Origin of the sequence: Chelatococcus sp. CO-6 (assembly GCF_001271345.1) — a bacterium.
Classification (GTDB): Bacteria; Pseudomonadota; Alphaproteobacteria; order Rhizobiales; family Beijerinckiaceae; genus Chelatococcus_A; species Chelatococcus_A caeni.
In genome coordinates this window covers 137,290-154,475 of sequence record NZ_CP012398.1, presented here as the reverse complement: position 1 = coordinate 154,475, position 17,186 = coordinate 137,290, and the positions used below count along the sequence as shown (strand labels likewise).

20 protein-coding genes and 1 tRNA gene are annotated in these 17,186 nt (G+C 70.0%); 10 read left to right on the top strand and 11 right to left on the bottom strand.

Translation table 11 applies throughout. From position 1 onward, the window contains the following. Positions 1 to 2 precede the first annotated feature (2 nt). Positions 3 to 983, bottom strand: coding sequence for an adenosylcobinamide-phosphate synthase CbiB (cbiB, locus tag AL346_RS00895; protein ID WP_019401238.1), 981 nt, complete (start codon positions 981 to 983; stop codon positions 3 to 5). Positions 984 to 1,002: 19 nt separating this feature from the next. Between cbiB and cobD the strand changes: the two genes are divergently transcribed. The 4 genes from cobD (at position 1,003) to msrA (ending at position 3,443) form a co-directional block, all read left to right on the top strand. Next, the gene (cobD, locus tag AL346_RS00890; RefSeq protein WP_245258855.1) at positions 1,003 to 2,046 is read left to right on the top strand and encodes a threonine-phosphate decarboxylase CobD; all 1,044 of its coding nucleotides are present in this window, start codon (positions 1,003 to 1,005) and stop codon (positions 2,044 to 2,046) included. A 44-nt stretch (positions 2,047 to 2,090) separates the two neighbouring features. Beyond that, positions 2,091 to 2,175: transfer RNA gene (locus tag AL346_RS00885), tRNA-Leu, on the top strand. A 141-nt stretch (positions 2,176 to 2,316) separates the two neighbouring features. Then, positions 2,317 to 2,805 (top strand): peptide-methionine (R)-S-oxide reductase MsrB, encoded by a 489-nt coding sequence (msrB, locus tag AL346_RS00880; RefSeq protein ID WP_026014974.1) that lies wholly within the window; start codon positions 2,317 to 2,319, stop codon positions 2,803 to 2,805. A 29-nt stretch (positions 2,806 to 2,834) separates the two neighbouring features. Then, positions 2,835 to 3,443 (top strand): peptide-methionine (S)-S-oxide reductase MsrA, encoded by a 609-nt coding sequence (gene msrA, locus AL346_RS00875; protein ID WP_019401235.1) that lies wholly within the window; start codon positions 2,835 to 2,837, stop codon positions 3,441 to 3,443. Between the two features lie 4 nt (positions 3,444 to 3,447). Here the strand turns inward: msrA and AL346_RS00870 are convergent, their stop codons facing one another. Both AL346_RS00870 and AL346_RS00865 read right to left on the bottom strand, forming a co-directional pair. Next, on the bottom strand, positions 3,448 to 4,671 hold the full coding sequence (locus tag AL346_RS00870) for an FAD-dependent monooxygenase (RefSeq protein WP_019401234.1): 1,224 nt from the start codon (positions 4,669 to 4,671) through the stop codon (positions 3,448 to 3,450). Positions 4,672 to 4,690: 19 nt separating this feature from the next. Further along, entirely contained in the window at positions 4,691 to 4,945 is a 255-nt protein-coding gene (locus tag AL346_RS00865; protein ID WP_019401233.1) for a zinc-finger domain-containing protein, read from the bottom strand. Between the two features lie 206 nt (positions 4,946 to 5,151). Between AL346_RS00865 and AL346_RS00860 the strand changes: the two genes are divergently transcribed. Next, positions 5,152 to 5,922, top strand: a complete 771-nt coding sequence (locus tag AL346_RS00860) for an alpha/beta fold hydrolase (protein WP_019401232.1) — start codon at positions 5,152 to 5,154, stop codon at positions 5,920 to 5,922. 149 nt (positions 5,923 to 6,071) lie between these two features. Here AL346_RS00860 and AL346_RS00855 read toward each other — a convergent pair whose 3' ends face one another. Further along, positions 6,072 to 6,503, bottom strand: a complete 432-nt coding sequence (locus AL346_RS00855) for an NUDIX domain-containing protein (protein WP_019401231.1) — start codon at positions 6,501 to 6,503, stop codon at positions 6,072 to 6,074. A gap of 13 nt (positions 6,504 to 6,516) precedes the next feature. After that, entirely contained in the window at positions 6,517 to 7,317 is an 801-nt protein-coding gene (locus AL346_RS00850; protein ID WP_019401230.1) for an enoyl-CoA hydratase, read from the bottom strand. A 322-nt stretch (positions 7,318 to 7,639) separates the two neighbouring features. Here AL346_RS00850 and cysE point away from each other — a divergent pair, with 322 nt between their 5' ends. Both cysE and AL346_RS00840 read left to right on the top strand, forming a co-directional pair. Next, positions 7,640 to 8,479 (top strand): serine O-acetyltransferase, encoded by an 840-nt coding sequence (gene cysE, locus AL346_RS00845; RefSeq protein WP_019401229.1) that lies wholly within the window; start codon positions 7,640 to 7,642, stop codon positions 8,477 to 8,479. A gap of 80 nt (positions 8,480 to 8,559) precedes the next feature. Further along, on the top strand, positions 8,560 to 8,772 hold the full coding sequence (locus AL346_RS00840) for a DUF3126 family protein (protein WP_019401228.1): 213 nt from the start codon (positions 8,560 to 8,562) through the stop codon (positions 8,770 to 8,772). A 68-nt stretch (positions 8,773 to 8,840) separates the two neighbouring features. Here the strand turns inward: AL346_RS00840 and AL346_RS00835 are convergent, their stop codons facing one another. Further along, positions 8,841 to 9,512, bottom strand: coding sequence for a hypothetical protein (locus AL346_RS00835; protein WP_053193127.1), 672 nt, complete (start codon positions 9,510 to 9,512; stop codon positions 8,841 to 8,843). Between the two features lie 170 nt (positions 9,513 to 9,682). Here AL346_RS00835 and AL346_RS00830 point away from each other — a divergent pair, with 170 nt between their 5' ends. Beyond that, the gene (locus AL346_RS00830) at positions 9,683 to 10,213 is read left to right on the top strand and encodes a gamma carbonic anhydrase family protein (RefSeq protein WP_019403258.1); all 531 of its coding nucleotides are present in this window, start codon (positions 9,683 to 9,685) and stop codon (positions 10,211 to 10,213) included. A gap of 6 nt (positions 10,214 to 10,219) precedes the next feature. On the opposite strand, the gene recQ is transcribed toward AL346_RS00830, so the two are convergent. The 5 genes from recQ to AL346_RS00805 form a co-directional block, all read right to left on the bottom strand. Continuing rightward, on the bottom strand, positions 10,220 to 12,031 hold the full coding sequence (gene recQ / locus AL346_RS00825) for a DNA helicase RecQ (protein ID WP_019403257.1): 1,812 nt from the start codon (positions 12,029 to 12,031) through the stop codon (positions 10,220 to 10,222). 86 nt (positions 12,032 to 12,117) lie between these two features. After that, positions 12,118 to 12,783: a transglutaminase-like cysteine peptidase gene (locus AL346_RS00820; protein ID WP_019403256.1), complete on the bottom strand. Its 666-nt coding sequence runs from the start codon at positions 12,781 to 12,783 to the stop codon at positions 12,118 to 12,120. A 149-nt stretch (positions 12,784 to 12,932) separates the two neighbouring features. Further along, complete coding sequence (locus AL346_RS00815; RefSeq protein ID WP_019403255.1) at positions 12,933 to 13,547, bottom strand: transglutaminase-like cysteine peptidase; 615 nt, start codon at positions 13,545 to 13,547, stop codon at positions 12,933 to 12,935. 392 nt (positions 13,548 to 13,939) lie between these two features. Continuing rightward, positions 13,940 to 14,560, bottom strand: coding sequence for a PilZ domain-containing protein (locus AL346_RS00810; protein WP_040404969.1), 621 nt, complete (start codon positions 14,558 to 14,560; stop codon positions 13,940 to 13,942). 170 nt (positions 14,561 to 14,730) lie between these two features. Continuing rightward, the gene (locus AL346_RS00805) at positions 14,731 to 15,321 is read right to left on the bottom strand and encodes a PAS domain-containing protein (protein ID WP_026015320.1); all 591 of its coding nucleotides are present in this window, start codon (positions 15,319 to 15,321) and stop codon (positions 14,731 to 14,733) included. Positions 15,322 to 15,739: 418 nt separating this feature from the next. On the opposite strand from AL346_RS00805, the gene AL346_RS00800 reads away from it, so the two are divergent. Together AL346_RS00800 and AL346_RS00795 are read left to right on the top strand one after the other, a co-directional pair. Then, positions 15,740 to 16,615 (top strand): rhomboid family intramembrane serine protease, encoded by an 876-nt coding sequence (locus AL346_RS00800; RefSeq protein WP_019403252.1) that lies wholly within the window; start codon positions 15,740 to 15,742, stop codon positions 16,613 to 16,615. Between the two features lie 133 nt (positions 16,616 to 16,748). Then, a complete protein-coding gene (locus AL346_RS00795; RefSeq protein ID WP_026015319.1) occupies positions 16,749 to 17,180 on the top strand; it encodes a CBS domain-containing protein in 432 nt (143 codons plus the stop codon). Positions 17,181 to 17,186: the final 6 nt, after the last annotated feature.

Sequence of the window (17,186 nt, the reverse complement as noted above, 5' to 3'; positions counted from 1 at the left end):
CCTCAGGCGAGCACCAGCGCCGCAAGGGCGGCGAGGACGAGCCACTGCAGCATCGAGGCGCGCCGGAAGAGCGCGAGCGCGCGGCGAATGTCGGCGGCCGTCGCCTCGGCGCGGCCGTTCCCCATGAAGGCGTCCTCGACGCGCGTCGAGCCGTAGATGCGCGGGCCGGCGAGCCTGAGGCCGAGCGCGCCGGCCATGGCCGCTTCCGGCCAGCCGGCATTGGGCGAGCGATGGCGATGGGCGTCGCGGCGCACGGCGGCGATCGCAGCGCGCGCATCGGCGCCGCGCGCCAGCGCCGCCGCGAGCACGAGAAAGAGAGCCGTCAGGCGTGAGGCCGGCAGGTTGACGAGGTCGTCGAGGCGGGCCGCGGCCCAGCCGAAGGCGGCATGTCTCTCGGTCTTGTGGCCGATCATGCTGTCGGCCGTGTTGACGGCCTTGTAGGCCGCGGCCCCGGGCAGCCCCGCCACGGCCAGCCAGAAGACCGGCGCGACGATGCCGTCCGAAAAATTCTCGGCGAGGCTTTCGATGGCGGCGCGGGCGACGCCCGCCTCGTCGAGCGTCTCGGGGTTGCGGCCGACAATCATGGCCACCGCCCGGCGCCCGCCATGGAGCCCTTCCGTCTCCAGCCCGGTGGCGACGGCCGCGACATGGTCGTGAAGGCTGCGCTGCGCAACGAGGCTCGACGCGAGGATCGCGACAGGAACGAGCGCGAGCGGACCCAGCAGGCTCAGCAGCCCCTCCTGCAGGAGGAGGGCGGGGATGGCCGCCGCCGCGACGATGACGAGAAGGGCGATAACGCCCCCGGACCGCCGCGTGGTAAATGATTCGTTCTGCCTGTTGAGATGCCGGTCGAGCCATGCGATGAGCAGTCCCAGCCAGGTCACGGGATGGCCGGCGACACGGAAGAGGGCGCGCGGATAACCGGCAATCGCCTCAAGAGCGACGGTCAGCGCGGCGAGGGGAAGGGCAAACGTGAGATCCATGACGGAGCATGCCGATAGCATGGCTCAGCCCGGCAGCCGAGACGGCATTGTGCACGGCGGGGACCTCGGTGCGGCGCGCCGGCTGTTTCCGGCCGCGCCGCAGCCGTGGCTCGACCTGTCGACGGGCATCAATCCGCACGCCTTTCCGCTGCCGGCGCTGGCGCCCGGCTGCTGGACGCGCCTGCCGGAGGAGGGGGAGCGGCGGCGCGTCGAAATGCAGGCGGCTGCGGCCTATGGCGCCGTGCCGCAGGCCCGTTGCGTCGCGGCGCCGGGTACGCAGGCGCTCATCCAGCTGCTGCCGCGCCTGCGCCCGCGCGGCCGCGTCGCCGTTCTCGGCCCGACCTATGGCGAGCATGTCACCGCCTGGCAGGCGGCGGGGCACGACGTGCGCGTCACCGCGAGCGTGGACGATCTCGCCGCCTCGGACGTGGCGGTGATCGTCAATCCCAACAACCCGGACGGGCGCACGCTGCCGGCGGCCGAGATCCTCGCCCTTGCCGGGCGCATGCGCCACTGGGACGGCCTCGTCATCGTCGACGAGGCCTTTGCCGACGTGATGCCGCAGGTGAGCTGTGCCGGGCTGCTCGACGCCGTCGCGCCGATCCTGCTGTTGCGCTCCTTCGGCAAGGCCTATGGCCTCGCCGGCGTGCGCCTCGGCTTTGCCATCACCGCCGACGAGGCGCTGGCCGGGCAGATCCGGCAGGAGCTCGGCCCCTGGGCCGTTCCCGGCCCGACGCTCGCCGTGGGGCTCGCCGCACTCGGCGACCGCGTCTGGATCGAGGCCATGCGGCACCGGCTCGCGAGCGATGCGGCCCGGCTCGACACGCTGCTGGCCGGCCCGGAGCTTGCCGTCGTCGGCGGCACGCCGCTCTTCCGGCTGGTCGAGACGAGCCGCGCCGAGGCGCTGTTCGAGCATCTGGGCGCACGCGGCATCTACGTCCGCCGCTTCGACCACGCGCCGAACCGCCTGCGCTTCGGCCTGCCGGGGGACGAAGCGGCCTGGACGCGCCTTGCCACCGCCCTTGCACAATTTCCGCAGCGAAGGGCCTCCAAGCGGGCCTGACCCGGGTTGCGCCCGCTCCCGGCGGGCGGTAACCCTCGCCGCATGCGGACGTGGCGAAACTGGTAGACGCAAGGGACTTAAAATCCCTCGGGCTTGCCCGTGCGGGTTCGATCCCCGCCGTCCGCACCAAGCCGGCCCGCCCTCACACGGGCGTGACATCGCGCCTTCGTGACAGCCGGTCCGTCCCCGCCGGCCTATCCTTGCGCCGCACGATCCGACAGCGGCCGTGTCCCGCCTCGTGGGGCCGGCCGGAACCTGGGTGGGACGATGATGAGCCGCAGGAACATTCTGGGGGGCGGCGCGCTGGCCGCGGGAGCGGCTGCGGTCGGACGCCTGTTCGGCGCCCGCGAGGAAGCGAAGGCCGCGGGGCGCTTTCCCGTCGAGAAGAGTGATGCGGAGTGGCGGGCGGCGCTGACGCCGGCGCAGTACAACGTCCTGCGCAAGCATGGTACGGAGCGGGCCGGAACGAGCCCGCTCAACGGCGAGAAGCGGGCCGGCATCTATCATTGCGCCGGTTGCGAGCAGGCCGTGTTCTCCTCCTCGACCAAGTTCGAGAGCGGCACGGGCTGGCCGAGCTTCTACGCACCGCTTGCGGGGGCCGTCGGCACGTCCGAGGACAGCAGCTTCTTCATGACGCGCACCGAGGTGCATTGCAGCCGTTGCGGCGGCCATCTCGGCCATGTCTTCGACGACGGGCCGCCGCCGACGGGCCTGCGCTATTGCATGAACGGTGTCGCCATGACGTTCACGCCGTCGTAGGCTTCGTCATTCTGACCGGCGGACCCGACATGCGCGCCTTTGCTCTCGGCTCTCTTCTCCTCGGCCTCGCCCTGATCCTCGGCGGCCCGGCACCGGCTGCCGCTCAAGAGGGGGAGGGCGGCGCGAGCGCCATCTTCGCCGGCGGCTGCTTCTGGTGCATGGAGCCGCCCTTCGATGCCGTGCCGGGCGTGACGGCGACGATCTCCGGCTATACCGGCGGGCGAACGCAGAACCCGACCTACAACGAAGTCTCCTCGGGCCGGACCGGCCACAAGGAGGTGGTGAAGGTCGTCTACGATCCCTCGCGCGTCACCTACGAGCAGTTGCTCGCCATCTTCTGGCGCAACATCGATCCCCATGACGCGCGGGGCCAGTTCTGCGACAAGGGCGACCAGTACACCTCGGCGATCTTCGTCGCCTCGCCCGAGCAGCGCCAGGCGGCCGAGGCCTCGCTCAAGGCGGTGAGCGGGCAGCTCAAGGGGCGCGTCGTCACCGAGATCCTGCCGGCCGCGACCTTCTATCCGGCCGAGGAATACCACCAGAACTATTACCGCAAGAGCGCGGCGAAATATAAGTACTACCGCTTCGCCTGCGGCCGCGACCGGCGGCTCGAGGAGGTGTGGGGCCCGGCCTCCTGATAGATCAGGCCGCGCTCAGCCGGGCGTCGCGCCGCTGCGGCGGCTCCCATCCGTAGAGCCAGGCGTAACGCGCCAGCATCGCCTCGCCGCTCAGGCGCGACATGACGAGGTTGCGCATGAGCGAGAGCGGGGCCGCCATGTGGTAGACCCGGCCGTTCTCGCGCGCCGCCTGCTGCACGTGCACGGCGCGCGGCTGCCGGGCCGCCTCGTAGGCGCGCAGGGCCGCGGGTACGTCGTTTGGCTCACCGGCGAGCGTATCGGCGAGGACCGCCGCATCCTCGATGGCGAGCGCACCGCCCTGGGCAAGGAAGGGCAGCACGGGATGGGCGGCATCTCCGAGGAGCGTGACCGGCCCAAGCCCCCAGGGGCGCGGCGGCGGCAGGTCGAAGAGGGACCAGACGCGCCAGTCGAGCGACCGGTCGGCGAGGGCGCTGAGCGCAGGCACGGCGCGGGCGAGGTGCCGCGCGACATCAGCCTCATGGGCCTTGCTGTTCCACTCGCTCACCGAGCCTTCCGCCCGCGCGACGAGGACGATGTTGATCAGCCGGCCGCGGCTGACCGGGTAGTGCACGAGGTGCATGCCGCGGCCGAGCCACAGGCCCGTGATGTTGCCGGCCATCTCCTCCGGCGCCTCGCCGGCGGCGATGGTGGCGCGCCAGGCGGCATAGCCGCGGTAGACGGGCTTGCGGGCATCCCCGAGCGCCGGGCGCACCGACGACCAGATGCCGTCGGCGCCGACGACGAGGCCGGCCTCGCGCTCCTCGCTCGCGCCGCCGGCGGTCTCGACGGCGAGGCGCGCCTTGTCCCCGTCGACCGTGACCCCGGTGACCTTGCGGCCGACGGCCATGCGGATGTTCGGCTCGCCGCGCGCGGCGTCGAGCAGCAGGGTGTGCAGGTCGGCCCGGTGGATCACCCAGTAGGGCGCGCCGAAGCGCGCGCGCATCGTCTCGCCGAGGGGCATCGTCGCCAGCCGGCGGCCGGATGACAGCGAGCGGACGACGAGCTCGTCGGGCGTCACCGCCTGACGCGTGAGCGCCGGGGCGAGGCCAAGGGCGACGAGCACGCGGCTGGCGTTGGGCGAGAGCTGGATGCCGGCGCCGGCCTCCTCGAGCGTGGTGCGCCGCTCGAGCAGCGTGACGGCCCGGCCCTGGCGGGCGAGAAGGAGTGCCGTGGTCAGGCCGCCGATGCCGGCGCCGACGACGACGGCCGGTGGCGTGCTCTGAGGCATGATCGGGCTCCGCCGGCCCTCAGGCGGCCGTGGCGGCTTCCGCGTGCCACAGGCAGTCGGCCGGCTCGCTCTCCTCGGCCCTGAGCGTCGCCTTGTAGCGGTAGAGCGTCGAGCAATAGGGGCAGACGATCTCGTTGTCGTCGCCCATGTCGAGGAAGACGTGGGGATGGTCGAAGGGCGGCTTGGCCCCGATGCACATGAACTCGTGCACGCCGACGTGGATGACGGCGACGCCCGCATCGTTGTGGAAGTGGGGGACGGATTTCGCGGCCATTGCCATTGACCTCATCTTGGCGGATCAGCGATTTGCGGCGCACCATAGAGCATGGCGCGAAAAAGTGGAGACCGGTTTTTCGCCTGCGGCTGCGACAAATGAATAACCTCACGCTTGCCCGGCGCTGGCCGGCCTCAGCCCCGGGCATGTATTCACCCGATGGAAACCCGCAGCCCCTAGCGTCGGGCTGCACGAGCGAGAGAGACATGCATTTCTTCAGTTCCGACGGCGTCCGCCTCGCCTATGTCGACGTTCCCGCGCACGAGGGTGAGGGGCGCCCCGTCATCCTGGTGCACGGCTTCGCCTCGAACCACGCGGTCAACTGGGCGAACACGCTGTGGACGACGACGCTGGCGCGCGCCGGGCGGCGCGTCATCGCGCTCGACAACCGCGGCCACGGGCAGAGCGAGAAGCTCTACGAGCCGTCCGCCTATCATTCCGACGTGATGGCCGAGGACGTGCGGCGGCTGATGGACCATCTCGACCTCGCCGAGGCGGATGTCGTCGGCTATTCCATGGGCGCGCGCATCACGGCGCATCTCGCCCTGCGTCACCCGGGCCGCGTGCGGTCGGCCGTGCTCGGCGGGCTCGGCATTCATCTCATCCAGGGCGTCGGCCTGCCGCTCGGCATCGCCGATGCGATGGAGGCGCCGTCGCTCGATGGGCTGACGGATCCGATGCAGCGCATGTTCCGCGCCTTCGCCGAGCAGACGAAGAGCGACCTTGAGGCGCTCGCCGCCTGCATCCGCGGCTCGCGCCAGACGCTGACGCGCGAGGAGGTGGGGACGATCGCCGTGCCGGTGCTCGTCGCCGTCGGCACCAACGACCCCATCGCCGGCTCGCCGCACGAGCTCGCCGCTCTCCTGCCCAACGGGCGGGCGCTCGACATTCCCGGCCGGGACCACAACCTCGCCGTGGGCGACAAGGTGCACAAACAGGGCGTCATCGCCTTCCTCGCCGAGCAGGACGAGGCGTGAGGGCGAAAAGCGGAATCGCCTGAATCGCTTGCTGGTGAAAGCTCGAGCGATGATTCCGGCGCTTGAGAAACAGATTCAGCGACTTCGCGTGCCGAATCCGCCAGTTGAGAAACTGATTCAACGGATACCCGTGCGTTTCGCGAACTGATTCAGCGCGCGCTGCCAAGCTCCTGAGCGGGAATCGCTTTTGCAAGCAGCGGCAGGACCGTGTCACGGATCAGGCTGGCGAGGCGCCAGCGATCGGCCTCGTGCAAGGGGAGCCATGCCAGTTCCGCGATCTCGGCAGCGGCATGCGGCGTGCCGGCAAGGCGCGCGGCAAAGAGATGGGCGAGGACATCGGTATCCGGCTCGTTGGCGGCGGGCGCCGTGAAGACGCCGAGCGGGCGGAGCGTGCCGGGCTGCGGCGCGACGCCGAGCTCCTCGGCGAGTTCGCGCGCGAGGGCGGCCTCGGGCGCTTCTCCCTCCTCGATCTTGCCACCGGGCTGGATGAAGACGTCGCTGCCGTGCTTGCGCACGACGAGGAGGCGCCCCTTTTCGTCGCGCACGGCCGCGACGGCGATCCTGAGACGCTTGCGTTCCATCACCGTCCTCACCTCATCGCCCGGTGAAGCGGGGCGTGCGTTTGCCGAGGAAGGCGGCGCAGCCTTCCGCATAATCGGCGCTGGCGAAGCAGGCATCGGCCAGGGCCTGGAGGTCGTCCGGCGTGCCAGCGCCGGGCAGGCCCGCGGCCGTGGCGATGGCCGCCTTGGCGGCGCGGATGGTCAGCGGCGCATTCGCGGCGATGGTCGTGGCAAGGCTGGCGGCTGCGCGCTCGATATCGTCGGCGGGCACCACCTTCTGGACGAGGCCGAGGGCGAGCGCCTCCGCCGCCTCGATGCGGCGGGCGGTGAAGATGAGGTCCTTGGCGGCGGCCGCGCCGATGGCGGCGACGATCATGCCCATGCCGGCCGGCGGATAACCGACGCCGAGCCGCGCGGCGGGAATAGCGAAGACGGCATCGTCGGCGGCGATGCGCAGGTCGCAGGCCAGCGCGATGCCGAGCCCTCCGCCGAGGCAGAAGCCCCGGATCAGGGCGAGCACCGGCTTCGGACAGGCGGCGACGGCCTCGAAGGCGGCGAGATTCGCCGCCTCGTAGGCGCGCCCGCCCTCCGGGCTCGCCCTGAGCGAGCCGAACTCGCCGATGTCAGCGCCGGCCGTGAAGGCGACCTCGCCCGCGCCGCGGATGACGACGACGCGTACGTCTTCGTTTGCGCCCAGGGTTGCCATGACCTGCGGAAAGGCGCGCCAGGTGGCGAAATCGATGGCGTTGCGGCGTGCCTCGTTGTCGATGGTCAGCGTCGCCACGCCGGAGGCGACGGACAGGCGCAGGCTGTGGGAGGCGGCGGGGGCGGGCATCGGCAGGTCTCGCTCACTGATCCTGGCTCATTGAATCCTGGCTTGCTGATCGCGCCGACTCGGCACGACCGGTCGATCATATACGGCGACAAGTGCATGGTGCGACCCGGCCGCCGGCGCGTGAGGGCCGCGGGATGGCCGCCACAAGCGGGTCGTGCGGCGAACGGGCGATCTGCCGCTCAGGGGTCGGCGACGGCACGATCTGCCGCAAGACCGTCCCGGGTGCCCCCTTGGCGCGCCGGCCACGGCGCCCTAACTTAGGCGGACCTTGCGGTGGGGCCGAACCGTCCGGCCGTGGGCGCGCAATGACGAGGAGACGAGCATGGCCCCCGGTCAGACGAAGGCGAGCGAGCACAGGCGCCACGGCCTCGAGGCGGTCGATCCGGTGTGGACGCGACTGCGTGAGGAAGCCGAGGCGGTGGTGACGCGTGAGCCGGAGCTCGCCGGCTTCGTCATCGCCACCATCCTCAACCACGACACGCTGGAATCGGCCATCATCCACCGCGTCGCCTCGCGGCTCGACCACGATGTCGTCTCCAGCGAGCTGGTCAGCCAGGCGTTCAGCGCCGCGGTCGCCCATTCGCCCGAGATCGGCGAGGCCTTCCGGGCGGACATCGTCGCCGTCGCCGACCGTGACCCGGCCTGCACGCGGCTCATCGAGCCGGTGCTCTACTTCAAGGGCTTCCACGCCATCCAGACCTACCGGCTGGCGCACTGGCTGTGGCAGCAGGGGCGGCGCGACTTCGCGCTCTACCTGCAGAGCCGCTCGTCCGAGGTGTTCCAGACGGACATCAACCCCGCGGCCCGCATCGGCAAGGGCATCTTCCTCGACCATGCCACGGGGCTCGTCGTCGGCCAGACCGCCGTCGTCGAGGACAATGTCTCGATCCTGCAGGGCGTCACCCTCGGGGGCACGGGCAAGGAGCGGGGCGACCGCCATCCCAAGATCCGCCAGGGCGTGCTGATCGGCGCCGGCGCCAAGATCCTCGGCAATATCGAGGTGGGGCAGTGCGCCCGCGTCGCGGCCGGCTCGGTCGTGCTGCACGCGGTGCCGCGCAACACGACGGTCGCGGGCGTGCCGGCGCGGGTCGTCGGCACGGCCGGCTGCGCCGAGCCGGCGCGCAGCATGGACCAGATCCTCGCCGAGAAGTTGGGGGATTGAGGACCTTCGCTCTTGCCCGTGGGCCTCGTTCCGTGGCAAGCGGGGGCCCTTCCGAAGACCCGAACACGAGAGGCGGCGCCATGGACAAGAACGAACTTGCCAAAGTCGAGCGGTTTCTGCGCCGCACCTTCGCCAATGCCGGCATCCGCGTCGTTGCGCGTCCGCGCAAGACCGACTCGGCGGAGGTCTATATCGGGGAAGAGTTCATTGGTGTGCTCTTCCTCGACGACGAGGACGGCGACAAGTCCTACAGCTTCCAGATGGCGATCCTCGACGCCGATCTCGAGGACTGAGCCGACAAGGCATCCATCGAAAAGGGGCGCGCCCGGCGACGGGCGCGCCCCTTTTTCGTTGCCGGCCGTCATTGCGGCTCGGGCGGCGCCATGATCGCGATGAGCCGTTCGGCGCCCGCGCCGAGCCGCGCCCACTCGGCGAGCCGTTCCGGGCCGAAGCGCAGCATGACGTCGATGCCCGCAAGGCGCATCACCGTGGTGCAGAGCGGCGCGACGACACCTGTCGCGGCCTGGCGCGTGCAGCGGGCGAAGAAGCGCCGCCCGTCGGGCGGGGCGAGATAAAGCTCCTCGCCCTCATAGGGCGTGCCGGGGCGGAAGCGGCGCAGGACGAGGCCGCCGGGCGTGGACCAGGTCTCGGGCGTGAGGAAGCGCATATAGAGCTTCGCCGGCCGCTCGGCCGGGTCGAGCGCCGCGTCCGCCGGGACGAGGGTGACGGCGACGATCTCGGCCTCGCCGTCGGCCGCGGCGCCCGGCCAGGGAATGGCGAGATCGAGCCGGGGCACCGTGCCGCCCGAGCGATCCATCGTCTCGCGCAGCCAGGATGCGGGCACGCTCAGCGGGTGGCCGGCGAGTTCGTAGTCGATGCGGGCAGGGGCAGGCTTCTGCGGCGCTGCGGGACGCAGGAAGGCGGTGCCCGCCAGGGCGGCGGCGCCGGCGGCCGCCGCGGCGAGCGACAGCCGCAGCAGGACCGAAGGCCGCCGGGCAACGACAGAGAAGAGCCTTTCCGCTGCGAGGACCATGGTTGACGTGATCTCCAGACCGCCGGACGGCGGCTGCGGCCAAATTGCGCCATCTTGCCTAAAGCCGCGTTAACCAAGCGGGGTGGCGCGGGGCTTTCTGAAGAAGAAAGGTGCACTTGACGCGAGCCCGCCGGCGGGCCCTCCTTGCGCAATCGACTGTGGAGACCGTGATGCCCGTCTATGCCCTTGGCGATCTCAGCCCCGAATTGCCCGCCGCCGACCGCTTCTGGATAGCGCCCGATGCGCATGTGATCGGCCGTGTCCGGCTCGGCGACGAGGTCGGGGTCTGGTTCGGCGCCGTGCTGCGTGGCGACAACGAGCTGATCGACATCGGCGACCGCTCCAACATCCAGGAAGGCGCCATGCTGCACACGGACATGGGCTTTCCGCTCACCGTGGGGCCGGATTGCACCATCGGCCACCATGCGATCCTGCACGGCTGCCGCATCGGCGCCTCCACGCTCATTGGCATGGGCGCCACGGTGCTCAACGGCGCGCGCATCGGCAACAATTGCCTCGTCGGCGCCAATGCGCTCGTCACCGAGGGCAAGGAGTTTCCCGACGGCTCGCTCGTCGTCGGGGCGCCGGCCCGGGCTGTGCGCGCCCTCGACGAGAAGGCCCTCGCCGGCCTCAAGCTGTCGGCCATGGGCTATGTCGGCAACTGGCGCCGGTTCGCGGCGGGGCTGAAGCGGCTCGACTGAGCGTGTTCAGCGAGCGTCGTCCGCATGCGTCGTGATGACCTCGAGAAAGGCCTCGGCATAGCGGGTGAGCTTCGACTCGCCGACGCCGGAGATGGCCGCGAGGTCGGAGCGGGTGCGCGGCGTGCGCGCCGCCATTTCCTGCAGCGTGCGGTCGTGGAAGATGACGTAGGGCGGCACGTTCTGCTCCTTCGCCAGTTCGAGGCGCCGCGCGCGCAGCTTCTCGAAGAGCTCGCGGTCGCCCTCCGGCAGCGCCTCGACCGCCTGCCGGCGCGCCGCCTTCCGGCCGCCGGGCTTCGGCTTCTTCAGCGCCCGCAGCATGATCGAGGACCGCTCGCGCAGGAAGCTCGCCCCCTTGGCGGAGATGGAGAGGCTGCCGTGCCCGGCGACGTCGACGATCACCAGACCGTGGGCGACGAGCTGCCGGATGATGGAGCGCCACTGGCTGCGGTCGAACTCCCGGCCGATGCCGTAGGTGGAGAGCTTGTCGTGCCCGAGCCGCTCGATGCGCTCGTCCTCCTCGCCCAGGAGCACGGCGACGACATGGCCCTGGCCGAAGCGCTCGCCCGTGCGGTGGATGCATGACAGCAGCTTCTGGGCGGCGATGGTGCCGTCGAAGGTCTCCGGCGGGTCGAGGCAGACGTCGCAATTGCCGCAGGGCGGGCCATCGTCGCCGAAATAGCGCAGCAGCACCTGACGGCGGCACTGGCAGGATTCGGCGAAGCCGAGCAGCGCATCGAGCTTGCGGTGCTCCATGCGCTTGCGCTCGGCGGGAGCGTCCGATTCGTCGATGAAACGGCGGCGCAGCGCCATGTCCTCGGCGCCATAGAGCATCAGCGTCTCGGCGGGCAGCCCGTCCCGGCCGGCGCGGCCGGTCTCCTGGTAGTAGGCCTCGATGCTGGCCGGCAGGTCGACATGCAGCACGAAGCGCACGTCCGGCTTGTCGATGCCCATGCCGAAGGCGATCGTGGCCACCATGACGAGGCCCTCGCCGTGCTGGAAGCGGCGCTGGTTGGCCTCCCGCGCCGCCATATCCATGCCGGCGTGATAGGCGAGGGCGGTGAAGCCGTGGGCGTTGAGCGTCGCGGCCACCTCCTCGGTCTTGCGCTTCGACAGGCAGTAGACGATGCCGCTCTCGCCCTTGCGGGTGCTGAGAAAGCGCAGCAGCTGCTGGGTCGTGCCCTGCTTCTCGGCGACGCCGTAGCGGATGTTGGGCCGGTCGAAGCCGGCGACGAAGCTGTTTTCCGTGCCGATGGCGAGATGGGCGACGATCTCCTCGCGCGTCGGGGCGTCGGCCGTGGCCGTCAGCGCCATGCGCGGCACGTCGGGAAAGAGGTCGACCAGCACGTCGAGCGCGCGGTACTCGGGCCGGAAGTCGTGCCCCCATTGCGAGAGGCAATGGGCCTCGTCGATGGCGATGAGGGACAGGGGAACGGACTTCAGCCGCTCGAGCGTCTCGGGCCTGAGCAGGGTCTCCGGCGCCATGTAGAGGAGATCGATCTCGCCACGTCCCACCTCGCGCCAGAGCTCGTCCTTCTCCGCGCCCCAGATGCGCGAGTTGAGCGCCGCCGCGCGCACGCCCGCCTGGCGCAGCGTCGCGACCTGGTCCTCCATCAGGGCGATGAGGGGCGAGACGACGAGCCCGGTGCCGCGGCGCACCAGCGCCGGGATCTGGTAGCACAACGACTTGCCGCCGCCGGTGGGCATCAGCACGAAGGCGTGCCGGCCGGCGATCACGTGGTCGATGATCTCCGCCTGGCGTCCGCGGAAGGCGCCATAGCCATAGACGGTCTTGAGGATATCGAGGGGCTGGGCTGACAAGGCTCGAGTCGCTGGAGGCGAGAGGGAGGTGCCTTGCTAGCCGATTTTCACCGGCGGCGCACGTGGCCGCCGGCCTTCAGGCCGCGTCAGCGCGCCGCGGCGGTGGCCGTGCCGGCGTCGGGCTGGCCGAGGGCGACCCACTGCATCGTGTCCTGCTGCGACTGGCGCTTGATGAAGCGGTAGCCGGTCGCCGTCCACGAGAGGATCGAATCGCGCTTGTTGTCGAGGATGAAGTCGCCGCGGGTGGTGCGCACGGTCAGCACCGCATGGCCGTCGCCGACCTCGTCCCGCACCACGGTGATCAGCAGGGCGCGGGCGGGGAAGCCCCGCTCGATGAGGAGCTTGCGCTTCATGAGGACGTAGTCCTCGCAGTCGCCCTTGCCGTCGACCGGCAGGTCCCACGATTCCTCGACGCCCCAGTGCTCCAGGTCGGTCACGGGCGTGATCGAGTGGTTCACGTCGAGGTTGACGCGGACGATGTCGTGCCAGTCCGACCGGTCGAGGTCGATGACGCTGGGGCCGTCCGCGTCGTCGGTGCATTCGCTCCAGTTCGTGCGGCAGAAGGCAAGCCAGCCGACCGGCGGGCGGGCCATCGTGCGCTCGATGGCAGAAGAAGCGTCGGGGAGATTGACTTCGAGCTGGTGAGCCTGGGAAACGGAAGCCGTCTTGCGCGTATCCGCCTCGGCCGTTGCGGCCAGCGAAACGAGGCACAAGCCTGCAAGCGCCAGAATGACGGAGGTACGCGAACCCATTTACCGCCCCAACCCCTTTAAGATTTCATTTACCTTTTCATAGGCGCGGGTGATGCCGCAAGGCGGCGCGGGCGTCAACGTCTCATCAAGGTTAACATTTGTTCATAGATGTGGTTTTCGAGGCACGCCCTGCCTAGTCCGCGGGCGGTTCAGCGCGGGCTCGCGGTCATCTCGCCGCCCTGGTGGCCGAGAGAGGCCCAGCCGGCGAAATCCTGGCTCTCGCGCTTCACGAAGACATAGCCGGTGGCGAGCCAGGGCAGGACGGCGTCGCGCTTGTTGTCGAGGATCAGGTCGCCCCGGTCGGTGCGCACCATCAGCACGGCATGGCCCTCGCCGTTCTCGTCGATGACGACGGCAAGGCGCAGCGCCCGCCGGGGCAGGCCGGCCTCGGCGAGCAGCCGGCGCTTCAGCAGCGCGTAGTCCTCGCAATCGCCCTTGCCGCTGTCGGGGTAGTTCCAGCTCTCGACGACGCCCCACTGCTCCTCGTCGGTCTGCGGCACGATGGCGCCGTTGACCTTGCGGTTGATGGCCGTCAGCAGCCGCCAGCGGCGGGCATCGAGGCTGACCAGCGCATCTTCCTGCGGGTCGACGGCGCAATCGGCCGGGTGCACGCTGCAGAACTGCAGCCAGCCGACCGGCGCACGGGCAAGGCCGTGCTCGGCCGCCGCCGGCGTCGGCTCCGGCCGCTGCCCGTATGCCAGGGCACCGTCCGCCGCGACGGCGCCGGTGAGGATGAGGACCAATGCGACGATCGGATTTTTCATTGTCGCCTCCCAATTCGTCGGGAGACATCATAGGGCGGCAAAATCCATCGACGTTGAATAAAACAAGCGTAATTTGACAGATATACGGGCCGTTAACGCATGATTTATTAAGTAAATTAAAGCTGAACTTAGATGCGGCGCATTTTAGCGAGGCCGTCCACCCGACGGTGACGATGGGAGAGCGCCCTTTTCCAGCGTCCTGGCCGGGTTTATCCCGGCCATCCACGTCTCCCGGCGTGTGCGCGATTTCATGGCGTGGATGCCCGCGACGAGCGCGGGCATGACGGCGGGGAGGGTTGCGCCAGGTCGTGACCTGTGCCGCCGCGTGTCTGGTTGTCGCGCTGGCTGATCGCCTCCGCTTTCGCCGGGCTGACCCGGGCGACCAGGCGGTTTCAGAGCTCGATCGTCTCGTCGAAGTCCTGTTCGGGCAGCGGTGCCAGGAATTCGACGGCGAAGCCGCCCTCGAAATGGCGCGTCACGCGGCCCTCGGTGCGGCCGAGGGTGACCATCGTCCCGGACGCCGGGGCGGAGGCGGACGAGACGGCGGCGCCGGACAGCGAAATGTCGATGATGCGCACCGTCTGGCGCTCGCCGCCGGCGATTTCCATCGTCGTCAGCTGCCGGTTCGGCACGATGCGGTCGTGGCGGCGGTCTTCGGGCAGCCCGAGGGTGTCGCGGTGCACCAGCCACATCAGCTGGGTGGCGATCTTCTCGCGCTTGCGCGGCGTCGCTGTGAAGCGCACGGCAAAGCCGTTGTCGATATGGCGGGTGATCTCGCCCTCGAGGCGGCCGATCTGCTCGAGATAGATGATGACCCGGTCACCGATGGCGCCGGGCGTCGGAGCAACGAGGCTGACGCCGCCGGGCGACATGTCGAGCGTCTGGCACGGATATTCCTGCTTGTCCGGCAGCATGTAGCGGCCGACGAGCGTCACCGGCACCCGCTGATGGCGTCGGCGGTCCGGCTTGCTGGCACGCAAGGCAATATTTGTCGGTGAAATCGGCCGCGCCATCGTGTCGAAATACCAAGCTGCAGAGAATCAGCCATTGGACAAGTACAATAGATACTTGATCCCCGACGATCCATGAAGCGCTGAAAGCGCATGGACAGTCATGCGCTCTTGCCTTGCGTGGGGCTTTTCCTTCAGGAGGCCGCCGGCGCGGCCCGGCTTCGGCAGGGCGATCAGCCCCGGCCGCCGCGAAACACCATGAGATGGCCGCGGCGGTCCTGCAGGGCGCCTGCCGTGGCTGGCCGGTCGGCCCCTTCAGGCCAGAGGACCCGCGCGGAGGTGAAGGTGAGGGGAGACAGCGGAGCGAGGCCGAGCCAGTCGGGCGGTGCCGCGGGCGAGAGCGCGCCGAGCATGCGGGCGTGGGTCTTGCCGCGGCAGCGCAGCGGCAGCAGCATGAGCTCGAGGTCGATCTGCTCCGCTGCAGGCGCAGTCGCTGCAAGGATTTCCGGGCGAGCCTCGGCGCCGGCGACCACGCCCGCCTGGTTGTCGAGCACGAGGGCGACGGCACGGGCGCTCTCGCGCCGGCTGGCCTCCTGCCACAACGAGGCGAAGGCGCGGCCCTTCAAGTCTCCCCCGACGAGGGTACACAGTCGCGTGCCGGCCAGACGGAAGCGGGGCTCGCCGCCGTCGATGTCCAGGATGAAGGTGTCGCCGAGGATGTGGCGGATCTCGCCGGGCGCGATCTCTCCCCGCTCGGGCGCCGCCCGCTCCCCGCGCAGGCGGTTCCAGTAGTCGTAGAGTGCGCGGCTCGTCACATGTTTCATTTTGATCCGCTGTCGTCCCGGCTCCATGCGCAACCGTGCGGCGCGCCGGTGGGAGAGGGCGGCACGCGGCGCGTGATTGTGCCGTTTCCTCCCAGCCCGGCACGGTTGCCGACATTATGTCCTTGAGAATGCAGCAGCCGTGCCAGGGATGGGGAGGGGCAACGGGCGTTTACCTTTCATTAGGGTTAATATTTTCTTGCCGTTGCCCCTGGCGGGCGGCCACGCCATGCTCCTGAGCATACGGCAAGGGGCCTTTCGGCCCTGCCGGCAGGGAACGTCGAACAAGACGGCCGGGCCGTGGCGCCACGGCCAGGAACAGGATGCCGCGGGGGGAGGGGCGACATGCCTCTCCCCCTTCGCGTTCGCGTGAGCGGTCCCGCGCGCGCGTGACGAGCGGATTGACGCGGCGGGGAAACTGTTGCCTGTTGCCGCGGCGGCGGCCGAGGCGGGCGTCGTGGCCACCTTCGACGCTTGCCTTTCGGAGCCCATGTCGCACCAGCCTTCCTCCGGCCCCTCGCGTGAGCCGATGTTCAACGCCCCGGCGGTCGTCGTCGGGTCGATCGCCGTCATCGTCGCCATCCATATCCTGCGTTCCGTCATCGGCGAGGAGACGGATTTCCGCATTCTCGTGGACTTCGGCTTCATCCCGGCGCGGCTCGTCGTCGGCCTCGGCTTCGAGAGCCTCGATGCCATCGTGGCCCGGGCGGCGGCGATGCCCGACGGCGGCTACTGGCAGATGTTCGCCCGCCTCGTCCTCGGCGACGGCGCCGCGCCGTGGGCCCTCGTCACCTATGCGCTGCTCCATGGCTCGTGGGCGCATCTCGGGGCCAATTCCCTGTGGCTGCTCGCCTTCGGCAGCGCCGTCGCGCGGCGCTTCGGCGCGGTGCGCTTCCTCGTCCTGTGCCTTGTCTGCGCCATTGCAGGGGCGCTGGCGCATCTGGCGAGCCGGCCCTTCGACGTCGTGCCGATGATCGGCGCCTCGGGCGCCATCTCGGGCGTGATGGCGGCGGCCGCGCGTTTCGTCTTCCGGCCGGACTGGGGCCACATGTTCGGCATCGACCTCAGCGCCCACCGCATGCCGGCCGAGAGCCTCGGCCAGCTCATGCGCAACCGCCGTGCCCTTGCCTTCATCGGCATCTGGTTCGTCGTCAATCTCGCCTTCGGCGTCGCCGCCCTGCCGCTCGGCCTGGCCGAGGGCGGCATCGCCTGGGAGGCGCATATCGGCGGCTTCGTCGCGGGCCTGCTGCTGTTTCCGCTCTTCGACCGGGCTCATTCGCGCGAGCGCGCGGACTGAGCCGCGGCATCTCTCCGGCCGCCTTGCGCTTGCCGGCGAGTGCAACCACTATGGGCCGAGTGGGTGAATCGCAGGCGTCCGGTGCCGTTGCGATCGCACGGGACCGGCGCCTCGATCTGGCATGGAGGAGCTGATGACCGTTGCCCAGATCCTGGCGGCCAAGGGCCGCAGCGTCGTGACCATTCCTCCGAACAAGACGCTCATGGAGGCAGCCCAGCTTCTCGCCGAGCGGCGCATCGGCGCCGTCGTCGTGGTCGACGAGGGCGGCAAGGTCCTCGGCATCCTCTCGGAGCGCGACATCGTCCGCGAGATCGCCAAGGCCGGGCTCGACGCCCTGAAGGAAGGCGTGAGCCGGCACATGACCGAGAAGGTCGTGACCTGCACGAGCGCCTCGGCGATTACCGACATCATGGGCATCATGACCGAGGGCAAGTTCCGCCACCTGCCGGTGGTGGAGGACGGCAAGCTGACGGGCCTCGTTTCCATCGGCGACGTGGTCAAGTACCGGGTGGCGGAGATCGAGGCCGAGCACAAGGCCATGCGCGAATATATCGCCATGGCCTAGAAGGGA

Excerpts from the sequence above, each read along its gene's own strand:
- AL346_RS00810 (WP_040404969.1), bottom strand. The coding sequence starts at position 14,560 with ATGGCGCGGCCGATTTCACCGACAAATATTGCCTTGCGTGCCAGCAAG.
- AL346_RS00840 (WP_019401228.1), top strand. The coding sequence starts at position 8,560 with ATGGACAAGAACGAACTTGCCAAAGTCGAGCGGTTTCTGCGCCGCACC.
- AL346_RS00795 (WP_026015319.1), top strand. The coding sequence starts at position 16,749 with ATGACCGTTGCCCAGATCCTGGCGGCCAAGGGCCGCAGCGTCGTGACC.
- cbiB (WP_019401238.1), bottom strand. The coding sequence starts at position 983 with ATGGATCTCACGTTTGCCCTTCCCCTCGCCGCGCTGACCGTCGCTCTT.
- AL346_RS00815 (WP_019403255.1), bottom strand. The coding sequence starts at position 13,547 with ATGAAAAATCCGATCGTCGCATTGGTCCTCATCCTCACCGGCGCCGTC.
- msrB (WP_026014974.1), top strand. The coding sequence starts at position 2,317 with ATGAGCCGCAGGAACATTCTGGGGGGCGGCGCGCTGGCCGCGGGAGCG.
- cobD (WP_245258855.1), top strand. The coding sequence starts at position 1,003 with ATGGCTCAGCCCGGCAGCCGAGACGGCATTGTGCACGGCGGGGACCTC.
- AL346_RS00805 (WP_026015320.1), bottom strand. The coding sequence starts at position 15,321 with ATGAAACATGTGACGAGCCGCGCACTCTACGACTACTGGAACCGCCTG.
- AL346_RS00830 (WP_019403258.1), top strand. The coding sequence starts at position 9,683 with ATGCCCGTCTATGCCCTTGGCGATCTCAGCCCCGAATTGCCCGCCGCC.
- AL346_RS00855 (WP_019401231.1), bottom strand. The coding sequence starts at position 6,503 with ATGGAACGCAAGCGTCTCAGGATCGCCGTCGCGGCCGTGCGCGACGAA.
- AL346_RS00835 (WP_053193127.1), bottom strand. The coding sequence starts at position 9,512 with ATGGTCCTCGCAGCGGAAAGGCTCTTCTCTGTCGTTGCCCGGCGGCCT.
- AL346_RS00820 (WP_019403256.1), bottom strand. The coding sequence starts at position 12,783 with ATGGGTTCGCGTACCTCCGTCATTCTGGCGCTTGCAGGCTTGTGCCTC.
- AL346_RS00870 (WP_019401234.1), bottom strand. The coding sequence starts at position 4,671 with ATGCCTCAGAGCACGCCACCGGCCGTCGTCGTCGGCGCCGGCATCGGC.
- msrA (WP_019401235.1), top strand. The coding sequence starts at position 2,835 with ATGCGCGCCTTTGCTCTCGGCTCTCTTCTCCTCGGCCTCGCCCTGATC.
- AL346_RS00860 (WP_019401232.1), top strand. The coding sequence starts at position 5,152 with ATGCATTTCTTCAGTTCCGACGGCGTCCGCCTCGCCTATGTCGACGTT.
- cysE (WP_019401229.1), top strand. The coding sequence starts at position 7,640 with ATGGCCCCCGGTCAGACGAAGGCGAGCGAGCACAGGCGCCACGGCCTC.
- AL346_RS00850 (WP_019401230.1), bottom strand. The coding sequence starts at position 7,317 with ATGCCCGCCCCCGCCGCCTCCCACAGCCTGCGCCTGTCCGTCGCCTCC.
- AL346_RS00865 (WP_019401233.1), bottom strand. The coding sequence starts at position 4,945 with ATGGCCGCGAAATCCGTCCCCCACTTCCACAACGATGCGGGCGTCGCC.